This is a genomic window from Brevibacterium sp. Mu109 (assembly GCF_900169375.1).
Taxonomy (GTDB): domain Bacteria; phylum Actinomycetota; class Actinomycetes; order Actinomycetales; family Brevibacteriaceae; genus Brevibacterium; species Brevibacterium yomogidense_A.
In genome coordinates, this window is sequence record NZ_FXZF01000028.1 from 1 (window position 1) to 12,409 (window position 12,409).

Here is a 12,409-nt window from a genome sequence, read left to right on the forward strand (position 1 = left end):
TGTCAGGTGACGGATGACGTGATCACGCAGTCGTCCTTCCGCCCCGCAGTCAGGGCAGAATCCCGCCGGTTCTCGTGGTGTGGCTTCGATGACGGTGACGTCGTCATCGGTGATGTGCGCGCCGGTGATGTGGATGCCGAGTTCGAGGGTGCGGCAGATGACATCGGCTACAGGACACGACTGGGCTGAGGAGGTAGATTGCATGGCAGGGCCTTGGGTGTGAGGGATCTTGGAGAATTTCCATCATCACCCAAGGCCCGCCTCTCATTCATCACCGACACACTGGGTGCAGAGACCCTGCTACGCACTCTGAAACCGGAAGAGCCCGTTTGAGGATGTAGCGCAGGAGTGTCATGACGGCGGCCAGCAGGAGGCCCAGTGCGACGAGCGCATAGCCGATCCAGACGGGCATGTTGAAGGTGCCCGCGGTGCGCATCCCGGCATTGAAGAAGTGGACGGATGTGAGAGCCGCGGCGACGCCGGACACGGTGCAGAAGGCGAATGTCGCGATGAGCGTGACGAGGTCGGCGACGGCAGTCTGGGCGCGGCCGAAGCCGCGGTAGAACAGGTCCATGCCGATATGCGAGTCGTCGGCCTCGAGGTCCGGGACCGTCAGCATGACGATCGCGACGAGGCCGACCATCGAGATGGTGATGGACCACTCGAGCGGCTGTGCGAAGACGTATCGCATGACGACGTCATACCCGGTGATGAGCATGACGAGGAGGATCACGCAGGCGGACGCCATGCGCAGCACCCGCGTCACCCGGCGGAGGGCGTTGAATGTGCTCAGCATCATGCCTCCTTCACGTAGGCCAGAGCCCGTTCGGCGAGCTCGGTGTCTCCGACGGTCCTGATCCACCAGTCGACGACTCCGCTCGTGGCCTGACGGAACGAGTCGATCTGCTTGTCGTCCAGTTCGACGATCTCCAGCGAGGATTCCTGGACCATCGGCAGGTAGTCATCCTCGTACACCCGGTACTGGATGTCCGTGCCCTCCTGCGCGTAGACGGCGCCGGCGGAGTGCAGCGCCCCCTGGATGTCCGGCCCCGTGTCCTCGAGCCACGCGGTGTTCGCATACGCATCGACGCTGTATGCGCCGAAGTGTGCGCGCGTCGCGTAGTTCACGACGTCTGCGAGCCCGCGGGACACGATCGTGCCGAGGTAGGACACCATCCCGTCGATCGTGCCGCGCTCCAGCGCCTCGTACAGCTCTGCCGACGACATCGAGACGGGCGCGCCGCCGAGCGACTTCACCATCTCGCCCTCGACGTGGCCGGCGGTGCGGATGCGCAGACCGCGCAGATCGCCGGGTTCGGCGACGGGACGATCCACCGTGAAGAGCCACTGCTCCGTGCAGGGCATCGCACCGATGTTCGTGATGCCCTGGGGCCTCAGCGTGTCGTTTATGAGGTTCATGAGGGGCGACTCCGGCGCAAGCGCGCGGCGCATCTGCTCGAACCCGTCGTTGACGAACGGGAGTTCGGCAGCGCCCAGGATCGGGAAGCTCGCAGACACGTAGCTGGAGGTCTGGAAGCCCACGTCGGTGACACCGCGCAGCATGCCCGGGACCAGCTGCTCCGCGTTCAGCAGCGCGCCGGAATCGAAGAAGTCGACGATGTCGGCTCCGAGCTCCGCGGTCAGCGACTCGTTGAAGCGCTCGATGCCGGGATAGAGGTCGGTGTAGCCGGGGGTGATGTAGGTGGCGACGCGCAGTGCGCCGTCAGGGCGGAGGCCGTTCGCGGAGGCGCCGGGGGCGCAGCCGGCCGCGGCGAGCAGCGGTGCCGCGGCCGCCAGGGTCAGCAATGACCTGCGATTGAGCGGTCCGCTCGCGAAGGGCGCGCGAGAACGGGCAGCACCCTGAGAGTTCGAGATCGGTTTCATGGGACCGGATTCCTAGGGGAGGGGTTTCGTGTGATGCGTGCGCACGGAGCGTCGTCGCTCCGCTGATCCCGAGCCCGCGGCGGAGTGTGCCGTGTGCTCGAGCGCTGTCACGGGCGGGCCTGCGGGTGGGGTCCGCCGATTGCAGAAGCGCGCCTGAGTATAGGGCGCGCGGTCGGGGATCGGTCATCGTGACCATTCCCCGACCGCGCGGGGCACAACTGTCAGAACGAGCGGGGCATGCCCAGCACGTGCTGGCCGACGAACGACAGGATGAGGTTCGTCGAGATCGGCGCGATCTGGTAGAGGCGCGTCTCGCGGAACTTCCGCTCGATGTTGTACTCGCGGGACATGCCGAAGCCGCCGTGCGTCTGCAGGGCCGTGTCGCCGGCCTTCCAGGACGCCTCGGAGGCGAGCATCTTGGCCATGTTCGCCTCGGCGCCGCAGGACTTGCCCGCGTCGAAGAGGTCCGCCGCCTTCCACCGCATGAGGTCAGCGGCCTCGAGCTCGATGTGCGCGCGTGCGATCGGGAACTGGACGCCCTGGTTCGCACCGATGGGCCGGTTGAAGACGACGCGCTCCTTCGAATAGTCCACAGCGCGGTCGATGAACCAGCGGCCGTCACCGATGCACTCGCTGGCGATGAGGATCCGCTCCGCGTTCATACCGGTCAGGACGTACTTGAAGCCCTTGCCCTCCTCTCCGATGAGGGAGGAGGCGGGGATGCGCATGTCATCGAAGAACAGCGCGTTCGTCGAGTGGTTGACCATGGTGTCGATCGGGTTGATCGTCAGTCCGGGCAGATCGCGGATGTCGATGAGGAACAGCGAGATCCCGTCGGACTTCTTCTGCACCTGGTCCAGCGGCGTGGTCCGCGCGAGCAGGAGCATGAGGTCGGACTGCTGGACGCGGGAGATGAAGACCTTCTGCCCGTTGACGACGTACTCGTCGCCGTCGCGCACCGCGGTCGTCGTGAGGCTCGTGGTGTCCGTGCCGGCTCCGGGCTCGGTGACGCCGAACGCCTGGAGGCGCAGATCTCCCGTCGCGATCTGCGGGAGGTACTGCTGCTTCTGCTCCTCGGTGCCGTGGTGGAGCACCGCGTTCATCGTGTAGAGCTGCGCGTGGACGGCGCCGGAGTTCGCACCGTTGTAGTTGATCTGCTCGAGGATCGCGGATCCATCGCCCAGACCCAGGCCGAGGCCGCCGTACTCCTCGGGGATCAGCGCACCCAGTGCGCCGGTCCCGGTGAGGGCCTCGACGAACTTCTCCGGGTAGGCCTCCTCCTTGTCGACCTGCTGCCAGTAGGTGTCGGGGAAGTCCTGGCAGATCTGGTCGACCAGCGAGCGGAGATCCTTGCGGGTCTCGGTCTCCTCGTACGTGTTGATGGTCATGATCGCTCCTTCGGATCTGGGATGTGGTCGGGAGTGGGCTGGTTCATCTGTGGGGCTGGGTCATCGGTGGGGCCGTGTCATCTGTGGTGCTGGGTCATCTGTGGTGCTGTCTGAGTCACTGGTCCAGCCACGCGAGGACGGAGTCCGTGTGCTCGCCCAGAGCGGGGACGCCGCCGAAGTCCTGGGCCTCCGCTGGGACGGACCACGGCGGCCGGAGGGTCTCCGCGGAGCCGCCGGGGTGCGGGGTGTCGACCCAGCGGCCGCGGGCCCGCAGCTGCGGATGGTCGCCCAGGTCGCGGATTCCGTTGAGGCGGGCCACGGCGATGTCCGCCTGCTCCAGGAGCGCACGGACCTCGTCGGTCGTGAACGCGGCGAAGCGCTCCTCGATGAGGGCCTCGAGGTCGTCGGCCCGGGCGACCCGGTTCTGCTGGTCCACGTAGCGGGGGTCGTCCGCGAGCTCTGGGTCTCCCAGCACGATGTCGCAGAGTCTGCGCCACTCGCGGTCGTTCTGCACCGCGAAGAGGACCTGTCCGCCGTCACCGGTGACGAACGCCCCGTAGGGTGCGATCGTCGCGTGCGACGTGCCGCGGCGCAGCGGTGCCGCACCGGAGTGCAGCGCGTAGTGGAGCGGGTAGCTCAGCCATTCGGCCAGGGCCTCGAGCATGGAGATCTTCACCGGCAGGGCCTCGCCGAACCGCAGACGGTGGTGCAGCGCCGCGAGGATCGAGGAGTAGGCGTAGGAGCCCGCGGCGATATCCGCGATCGAGATGCCGACCTTGGCCTGGACATCACCGTCGCCGGTCAGGTCGATGAGACCGGATTCGCCCTGGACCAGCAGGTCGTAGGCCTTCGCGGTCGCCATCGGGCCGTCCTCGCCGTAGCCGGAGATGCCGCACGCGATGACGTGGGGGTGTCTCTCCTGCACCGCGTCCGGATCGAGGCCGGCGCGGCGGGCGGCGGAGGGGGAGAGGTTCTGGATGAAGACGTCCGCGCGCTCGAGCAGCGACTCGAGCCGGGCCCGACCGTCGTCGTCCTTGAGGTCGAGCACGACGGACTCCTTGCCGCGGCCCAACCAGAGGAATGCCGACGATGTGCCGTCGACATGCGAGTCGTAGGCGCGGGCGAAGTCGCCCCCGCCCGGTCGCTCGACCTTGATGACCCGTGCGCCGAGGTCCGCCAGCTGCCGCGAGGCGAACGGCGCGGCGACCGCCTGCTCGAGGGCCACGACGACGATGCCGTCGAGCGGCCGCCGGAGTGCGTCTGCCGCCGAGGCCCCGGTGGCTGAGGTCGTCGTCGCTGAGGTGGTCACTGTGCGGCCTCCTGGTCGGCACGGCCCGCGAGGACCGTGGTGATGCGCTGTGCGACCTCGGACACCGAGCGCTGATCGGCGATCGTCACGAGTGCGTCGAAGAGCGCAGACGGTGCGGAGGAGGCGTCCCCGGGTGTGCTCCCACCCGGAAGGCCGGCTGCTGTGAGGCAGTCATCGAACTTGGTCCTCAGGGTGGCGTCGTCGACCGGACGGGTCGCATGGCCGCGCGGCCGATCGACACGGCGGCTGAACGTGCGCCCATCGGCCAGGGTCGCGACGACGACGGCGTATCCGGCGGTCCACTCGGCGGGACCCACGGGCGGGACCTCGGCCTCGGCCTTCGTCACCGTCGCCAGCAGGTCCTGCAGCGCAGGGCGGGCGACGGAGTCCGGTTCGAACGAGGCGAGGGTGACGGCCCCGTCCGCGAGCATCGCGGCGGCGACGTACTCCATGCTGAACTTCGCCTGCGTGCCGTCGACGGGCCGCGGGTGGATGAGCGGGGCGAGCCCGCCCGGCTGGACGGTCACGTGGAGTGACGCGATGGAGGTGGGGTCGATCCCGTCGGCCACCAGGTCCTCGCGGAGTTCGGCGACGGCGTCCGCTGCGGCGTGCGTGTAGTAGCAGCAGGGATAGAGCTTCACGTTGAGGAACGCTGTCGCGACGTCCGCATCCGTCACGGGCGGCGCGGACGACTCTCCGCGGTGCAGCGCGATGAAGCCCAGCGGCCCCTCGAGCAGCTGGTCATCAGCGGTGAAGCCCTCTTCTGCGAGGGACGCGGCGAGCACGGCATTGTGCGCGGCCGCTCCGGCATGGAGCGGCTTCGTCATCGTCCCGAAGTTCTGCCTGCTGCCCTGGGCCAGAGAGCCCGCGATCCCCAGCGCCGCGCGCATACGGGGCTCGTCGAGCCCCATCACGGATCCCACCGCGGCTGCGGCCGCGACTGTCCCGAGTGTGCTCGTCGTGTGCCAGCCGGCCTCGTAGTGCGAGCGCACGCCGACGGCCGCACCCAGGAGCCGGCCGACCACCAGGCCGCGGTGGAAGGCGGCGACGACGTCCGCACCGGACGCGCGGCGATCGGCGCCCACTGACAGCAGTGCCGGCACCATCGCGGCGGACGGGTGGCTGATCGTCGCATCATCGACGTCGTCGTAGTCGAGCGCGTGGGCGGCCAGACCGGTGGCGCGGGCCCGATCGGCGAGGGGGGGAACCAGAGGAGAACGGTGCGTGGCCCGTCGCCCGGACGAAGGCGGCGACTCCCGGGTCCGGCAGTCCGGCGATCGCGCACGCGACGGTGTCTGCGAAGGCGATGCCCGCTGCGCGGGCAGCGGCGTCCGGCCGCGGGTGCTCCCATGTGCGGGCGATGTCGACCAGACGCCCTGTGAAGTCGGCCGAGCGCAGTGCATCCAGCGGAGTGTCCGCCGTCGGCACCGTGAGCTCCGGCACCGTGAGCTCGGGGTCGGTGCTGCCGGAGGCGGTCGGGTCGGATGCGATCGGGTTCACGCGCGGGGTGCTCCTTCGGATCGTGACGAGTGCGGATCGTGACGACCCATCCGTGTGCGGGCGGGCTGACGGGAACGACGTTCTTCACCTGCCGGTCCGCAGAGTGGACCAGCGGTCCAATCCGTATGTAATCTAGATCTCGAGAGCGTCCACGTCAAAACGCTTCCATGATCAGAGACGGCGCCATGATCGTCAGCGGCACAGTCCTGGTCAGAGACACAGTCGGGTCAGAGCCCCGGTGCCCTCGGGCATCCTTCGCGATCGGAGTCCATCGGCATGTCACAGTCGATCCAGAGCGTCCTCAACGCCTTCGCCGTGCTGGAGACCGTTGCCGACCGTCAGCCGGTCGGTCTCTCCGAGACTGCCCGGCTCACCGGACTGCCGAAGACGACCGTGCTGCGATGCCTCGCCACACTCCACGAGACCGGGTGGCTGCGTCCCAGCATCGATGGCCGATCGGAGTGGTCGCTCACGAACAGGTCGCTGCTGATCGGCATGCGGTCGACCCCCGCAGGAGGCCTGGCCGCGGTCGCGCAGGAGGAGCTCAGTGCGATCCGCGAGGAGGTCGGCGAGACCGTCCACCTGCTCGTGCGTGATGAGGACTCCCAGGTCGTCGTGTCCCGCGCAGACGGAGTGAACGCGATCCGCACCTACCTGGGGCTCGGCACGCGGGTCCCGTTCCACAGCACTGGCTCCGGTCGCGCGATGCTGGCCGCGATGCCGGCGGACGAACGGGACAGGCTCCTCGACGGCGAAGCCTCCCTGCCCGGCTTCGACAGGGAAGCTGTGGAGAAGCACGTGACTGCTGCGATCACGCGCGGGTACGCGGTGAATCACGGGGAATGGCGCAGTGAGGTCGGCGGCGTGGGCGTCGCGATCTTCGGCGGAGCAGGCGATCTGCGGGGCGCGGTCTCCGTGTCGCTGCCCGCAGCACGACTCGCGAAGATCGGCGCGGAGTCGGTAGCCGATGTCCTGCTGGCCTCCCAGCGGAGGCTCTCGCACATCCTGCGGTGAGGTCCATGCCGCTCTCACCTGCTGGCAGACTGGTGGTCATGAGCGACGACGCACCCGTTTCCGCGACACCGCGCAGGGCTCCCGCGACACCGCGCAGAGCAGGGACCTATCGCACCTTCTACTCGGAGCCGCTGACAGTGGCCTCGGCGCAGGGCTGCACGATCACCGACACCCGCGGGGTCGACCACCTCGACGCGTACAACAACGTTCCCGTGCTCGGCCACTCGCACCCCGCGATCGCCGATGCCGTCCATGCGCAGCTGCTGCGCGCGAACACGCACACCCGATACCTCGACGACGTCGTCGAGGCGTACTCCCGCGACCTGCTCGCACTGCTGCCTCAGCACATCGAATCCGTCGTCTACACGTGCTCCGGCTCAGAGGCCAATGACCTCGCCCTCCAGGTCGCCGCATACTCGTCGATGAGTTCGGGCGTCATCGTCGCCCGCCGTGCCTACCACGGGACGACGAGTGCGACCGCCGCGATCTCCCCGAGCCTCAGCGCTGCCCCGCGCGACCACGTCGTCACGGTCGATATCCCCGATGCGGACGATCCCGACTTCGAGCAGCACCTGGCAGACCGCGTGCGCCGCGCCGCCGCAGAGCTCGAGCGCCGCGGCCACGGCACGTCGGCCTTCGTCCTCGATTCGACGATGACCTCGGAGGGGATCGTCACGGGAGAGCATGTGCGACTCGCCGCCGCCGTCGACGCAGTCCACGACGCGGGCGGTTTCTACATCGCCGACGAGGTCCAGGCGGGGTTCTTCCGGACGGGCACCTGGTGGGGGTATGAAGCCCTGGGAGTGGCCCCCGACCTCGTCACCCTCGGCAAGCCGATGGGCGGCGGGCTGCCCATCGCCGCCGTCGCCGGACCGCGCGTCGTCTTCAGCGACTTCGGTGGGCAGCAGCGGTACTTCAACACCTTCGCCGGCACACCGGCACCGATCGCCGCCGCACACACGGTGCTCGCAACCCTCCGCGACGGCGGCTTCGGCGAGAGGGTGCCGGAAGCCGGCAGTCGCCTCGGCGAGGGGCTGTCCGACGCACTCGCGGAGGCGGGCGTGGACGGCCGGGTGCGCCGCGCGGGACTCATGGTCGGCGTCGACCTGCGCCCCGCTGCGCAGGACGAGGCGCGCGCCGGTGCATGGGCCGGAGAGATCGTCGAGGCGATGTACGCACGCCGCGTGCTGGTGAGCCGCACGGGCCCGGGGGACGCCGTGGTGAAGATCAGGCCACCGCTCGTCATCACGGACGAGGAGATCGATCGCCTCGTCGACGGGTTCCGGGATGCGCTCGCGGATGTGGGCTATGCGCATGCGCAAGGGTCCGGGCCGGGTGAGGGTTCAGACTGAGAGGCGGACCGAGTGGGGGCCGGGAAGAGTGAGCGTTCGGATGGATGAGCAAGCCCTGCGGTCTGCTGTGCTCGACGCGGTCGCCCGCGAGTACGGTCTCGACCCGCGCGAGCCGCGCGTCTTCAAGGGCGAGTTCGACAGGAACGTCCGCATCACCGATCCGCAGCGGGGCACCTGGCTCATCAAGGTGAGCGACGAAAGGACACCGACCGCTGCACTGGACTGGCAGGAGACGGTGCTGGACGCGGCCGCGCGCTGCAGCGAGCCCGAATGCAGCGAACCCTTCAGCCCGAACCCGGAGATCGCCACCCCCCGGCTGCTGGCGACCCGGACGGGTCACCGGCGGATCGCGCTCGACCACGGCGGGGAGACCTTCCGCATCCGGATCGTGGAGTGGATCGAGGGCGATCTGCTGTCGTCCCGCAGCGCGGTGCCTCGGAGCGTCTACGAGCAGCTCGGGCGCACGTCCGCCGCGCTGACCCGGGCGTTCGCAGATCTGGCGCCTCCCGCGGATCTTCCCGAGCACACGTGGCTCGCGCAGCGCAGCACCCGCGAGATTCGCGCCGCCCTCGCGCGCCTTCCGGCCGGCGACCGCACCCGCACCGTCGCCGAGGTCGTCGCCCGATTCGAGCACGAGCACGCCGATCGCCTGGCCCGGGTTCCGTGGGGAGTCGTCCACCAGGATCTGCATGACGACAACACGATCGTCACCGGCGGCGAAGACCCCCGCGAGCTGAGGCTGATCGGGATCATCGACTTCAACGACGCCCACCGTGCACCGCTCGTCGCGGACCCCGCAGTCGCCGCGGCGTACGCGACGCTCAGGACGGACGATCCCGGCGATCGGATCGCAGCGGTGGTGGCCGGATACGAACAGATCCGTGAGCTCAGCGACGACGAGCGGGCGCTCGTGGGGCCGCTCGCGCTGCTGCGGCTGTGCACGAACTGGTCCGTGTGGAGCGTGCGTGCGGCCGAGGCCGTGGACCCCGAGTACGCGCTGCGCCGGTCCCGGTACACGTGGGCCGCGGTGGAGGCGCTGCTGGACCAGGCGTGAACGCGCGGCGGACGGTCGTCCGCCGAACCGCGCGGCCGTCAGTCGAGCCGAGAGACCGTCAGTCGATCTTGCCGATCGGCTCGCGCTTCTCCGACTGGAAGCGGTCCTCGTTCCTGCCGTACGCCCAGTACCCGGAGATCGAGATCTGCTCGCGTGAGAGCTCGTGCTCCTTGAGCAGGCCGCGGACCTGCTTGATCGATTCCCGCTCCCCGTGGGCGAAGACGTGCACGCGACCCTCGAGCCAGGGGCGGGAGCGGATGGCGGTGGCGAGCAGATCCGTCGCCGCCCCGCCGTCCGACCCCACGGCCCACACGATCTCGACGCCCTCTGGTGCGGCGAGGTCGAGGCGGTCCTCCTGCTCGTCGACCACGAGGAACGCGTACCCGCGCGCATCGGCGGGCAGGGCCTCGAGCGCTGCGGCGACAGCGGGCAGTGCGGAGAGGTCGCCGGCCAGCAGGTGCCAGTCGGCGGAGGCGTCCGGGGTGTACGCGCCGCCGGGTCCCTGGAAGACGATCCGGTCGCCGGGCTGTGCATCACGCGCCCAGGGAGCGGCGAGGCCCTCGTCCCCGTGGACCACGAAATCGAGTGTGAGCGTGCCCGCCTCCATATCCACGCTGCGCACGGTATAGGTGCGGGTGACCGGGATGTCCTCTGCGGGGAGGCTCTCGCGCAGCTGCGCGAGGTCGTACGGGGGCTCGAGGCCCAGCTCCGGCTTCGCGAAGACGATCTTCACGTAGGCGTCGGTGCTGGGCGGCTGCGGGAACGTCGAGAAGCCCGGGCCGCCGACGACGAGCCGTACGAGGGAGGGCGAGAGCCGCGAGCGCTCGAGGACCTCCATGACGTGCTGGGGGCGCTTCGGACGTGGGCGGTCGCTCATGGAGATGCGTCCTTTCGAAAGGGGATGTGCTCCGACCCTAGCCGACGCAGGTGAGGGCGACCTAAGTAGTGCTGATCGGTCCTACGCAGCCCTGAGCAGTGCTCACAGGGCGAGCACCGGTTGCCGCCTTCCCACCCATGGGCAAGGATGTGGACATGGCTGAGACTGCATTCCGAGGAACCCCCGTCCAGACCGTCGGCGAACTCCCCGCCGTCGGTGCCACCGCCCCGTCCTTCGCCCTGGTGGGACAGGATCTGTCCGACGTCACGTCGGAGGGACTGTCCGGCACGCGCGTCGTGCTCAACATCTTCCCCAGCGTCGATACGGGAGTCTGCGCGGCGAGCGTGCGGAAGTTCAATGAGATCGCCGCAGGACTCGAGAACACCGCAGTCGTGTGCGTCTCGAAGGACCTGCCGTTCGCCCAAGCGCGCTTCTGCGGTGCAGAGGGCATCGAGAACGTGACGATGGGCTCCGCCTTCCGATCGGACTTCGGTGCCGACTACGGTCTCCAGCAGACCGACGGGCCCCTTGCGGGCCTGCTCGCACGCGCAGTGATCGTGCTCGACGGGGCCGGAAGCGTGCTCCACGCACAGCTGGTCCCGGAGATCGGGCAGGAGCCCGACTACGATGCGGCGGTCGCCGCGCTGGGCTGACTCGCCCCACTGACAGATCCGCACGGGACCCGGACGCCTCAGACGCGTCCGGGTCCCGTGCTGCTCCGATAGGCTGGTGGGGAACGCATACTCCACTCTAGGAGCCATCTCATGGAGGCAGTACTCGGATTGGGCGTCGGGGCCATCGTCCTCATCGTCATCCTCATCATCGTGGGGGTCATGCTCTTCAGCGGCCTCCGCACCTCGATCTTCTTCACCGTGAAGACGCAGGAGAACGTGATCGTCGAACGGTTCGGCAAGTTCAAGAAGGTCGCGCGACCGGGACTGAACACGAAGACGCCGTTCATCGAGACCACGACGAAGCCGATCTCCCTGCGCGTCCAGCAGCTGGGCGTGGAGATCGAGTCGAAGACGAAGGACAACGTCTTCGTGAACGTGCCTGTCGCCGTGCAGTACGTGGTCGGCGAGGACAGCGTCGTCGAGGCGTACTACCGTCTGCAGAACCCCGAGGAGCAGATCCGGTCGTACGTCTTCGACACGGTCCGCTCCGCACTGTCGGCGCTTACACTCGATTCGGCCTTCGAATCGAAGGACGACATCGCGCACAACGTCGAGCAGCGGCTGTCGCAGTCGATGGCGGCCTACGGCTTCCGCATCGTCAACACGCTGGTCACGGACATCTCCCCGGACACCCGCGTGCGCGACTCGATGAACTCGATCAATGCCGCGCAGCGTGACCGGGTCGCCGCTCAGTCACTCGCCGAGGCGGACAAGATCAAGCGCGTCACCCAGGCCGAGGCCGACGCGGAGGCCATGCGCCTCCACGGCGAGGGTGTGGCGGCACAGCGCCGTGCGATCGCGGACGGCATCGCGGAGCAGTACGAGCGTCTGCGCGAAGTCGGCATCGCCGACTCCGCCGAACAGCTGCTCATGATGACGCAGTACTTCGACACGATGCAGGAGGTCGCTCGCGGCGGCCGGTCGAACGTGCTCTTCATGCCCTCGAACCCCGGCGGCATGGGCGACATGACGGATGAGATCCGCAACGCGCTGTTCTCCGCCCAGGCCAATGATCGAGGCATGGAGGGCGCCGCGCAGGACGACCGCCACCAGGCCGATCTGGACGACCGTCGCGCCCGTCGCGCGGCGCAGGTGGAGGAGCAGGCACAGCAGCGTGCACAGCAGCAGGCATCTCGCCGACAGGACACTGCACTGGACACGGGGGGCGCGATGCCCCACGACGGCAACCTCGCCGGGCGTGCCCAGCAGTGGGCGCAGAAGCAGCGCGGCATCCCGCCGCAGCCTCCGCATCAGCCCTGAGGATCGTTCCTCGCCTGAGCAGCACCTCGACCGAGCAGCACCTCGGACCCAGCAGTACCTAGGACCGAGCAGCAGAAGGGGCCCGCACCATCCGAAT

The 12,409-nt window shown here is 68.9% G+C and carries 13 protein-coding genes; 6 read left to right on the top strand and 7 right to left on the bottom strand.

Translation table 11 applies throughout. From position 1 onward, the window contains the following. Window positions 1-189 (top strand): hypothetical protein (locus BSP109_RS17340; protein ID WP_219618562.1); only part of this gene is annotated, 189 nt, incomplete at its 5' end. 82 nt (window positions 190-271) lie between these two features. Here BSP109_RS17340 and BSP109_RS14035 read toward each other — a convergent pair. The 6 genes from BSP109_RS14035 to BSP109_RS17795 form a co-directional block, all read right to left on the bottom strand. Continuing rightward, window positions 272-799 (bottom strand): TRAP transporter small permease subunit, encoded by a 528-nt coding sequence (locus BSP109_RS14035; protein WP_257944482.1) that lies wholly within the window; start codon window positions 797-799, stop codon window positions 272-274. Beyond that, window positions 796-1,884 carry a TRAP transporter substrate-binding protein gene (locus BSP109_RS14040; RefSeq protein WP_257944706.1) on the bottom strand — a complete coding sequence of 363 codons (1,089 nt, stop codon included), beginning with the start codon at window positions 1,882-1,884 and terminating at the stop codon, window positions 796-798. The genes BSP109_RS14035 and BSP109_RS14040 overlap by 4 nt, the downstream gene beginning before the upstream one ends. A 221-nt stretch (window positions 1,885-2,105) precedes the next feature. Then, entirely contained in the window at window positions 2,106-3,272 is a 1,167-nt protein-coding gene (locus tag BSP109_RS14045; RefSeq protein ID WP_180959755.1) for an acyl-CoA dehydrogenase family protein, read from the bottom strand. Between the two features lie 115 nt (window positions 3,273-3,387). Then, window positions 3,388-4,581: a CaiB/BaiF CoA-transferase family protein gene (locus BSP109_RS14050; RefSeq protein WP_101601447.1), complete on the bottom strand. Its 1,194-nt coding sequence runs from the start codon at window positions 4,579-4,581 to the stop codon at window positions 3,388-3,390. Further along, a complete protein-coding gene (locus BSP109_RS14055) occupies window positions 4,578-5,792 on the bottom strand; it encodes an MmgE/PrpD family protein (RefSeq protein ID WP_257944710.1) in 1,215 nt (404 codons plus the stop codon). Before BSP109_RS14055 ends, BSP109_RS14050 begins: the two co-directional genes overlap by 4 nt. After that, window positions 5,716-6,081 carry a hypothetical protein gene (locus BSP109_RS17795; RefSeq protein ID WP_257944711.1) on the bottom strand — a complete coding sequence of 122 codons (366 nt, stop codon included), beginning with the start codon at window positions 6,079-6,081 and terminating at the stop codon, window positions 5,716-5,718. The genes BSP109_RS14055 and BSP109_RS17795 overlap by 77 nt, the downstream gene beginning before the upstream one ends. Window positions 6,082-6,357: 276 nt before the next feature. Between BSP109_RS17795 and BSP109_RS14065 the strand changes: the two genes are divergently transcribed. Genes BSP109_RS14065 through BSP109_RS14075 form a run of 3 tightly spaced genes read left to right on the top strand, consistent with a single transcriptional unit; the run spans window position 6,358 to window position 9,501 of the window. Continuing rightward, window positions 6,358-7,095 carry an IclR family transcriptional regulator gene (locus BSP109_RS14065; protein ID WP_101601453.1) on the top strand — a complete coding sequence of 246 codons (738 nt, stop codon included), beginning with the start codon at window positions 6,358-6,360 and terminating at the stop codon, window positions 7,093-7,095. 38 nt (window positions 7,096-7,133) lie between these two features. Then, window positions 7,134-8,447, top strand: coding sequence for an aspartate aminotransferase family protein (locus tag BSP109_RS14070; protein WP_180959756.1), 1,314 nt, complete (start codon window positions 7,134-7,136; stop codon window positions 8,445-8,447). A 40-nt stretch (window positions 8,448-8,487) separates the two neighbouring features. Then, window positions 8,488-9,501: a phosphotransferase enzyme family protein gene (locus BSP109_RS14075; protein ID WP_180959757.1), complete on the top strand. Its 1,014-nt coding sequence runs from the start codon at window positions 8,488-8,490 to the stop codon at window positions 9,499-9,501. A gap of 58 nt (window positions 9,502-9,559) precedes the next feature. Here the strand turns inward: BSP109_RS14075 and BSP109_RS14080 are convergent, their stop codons facing one another. Then, window positions 9,560-10,378 (bottom strand): siderophore-interacting protein, encoded by an 819-nt coding sequence (locus BSP109_RS14080; protein ID WP_180959758.1) that lies wholly within the window; start codon window positions 10,376-10,378, stop codon window positions 9,560-9,562. A 155-nt stretch (window positions 10,379-10,533) separates the two neighbouring features. On the opposite strand from BSP109_RS14080, the gene tpx reads away from it, so the two are divergent. Continuing rightward, entirely contained in the window at window positions 10,534-11,031 is a 498-nt protein-coding gene (gene tpx, locus BSP109_RS14085; protein ID WP_087006185.1) for a thiol peroxidase, read from the top strand. 111 nt (window positions 11,032-11,142) lie between these two features. Further along, window positions 11,143-12,312, top strand: coding sequence for an SPFH domain-containing protein (locus tag BSP109_RS14090; RefSeq protein WP_087006188.1), 1,170 nt, complete (start codon window positions 11,143-11,145; stop codon window positions 12,310-12,312). Window positions 12,313-12,409: the final 97 nt, after the last annotated feature.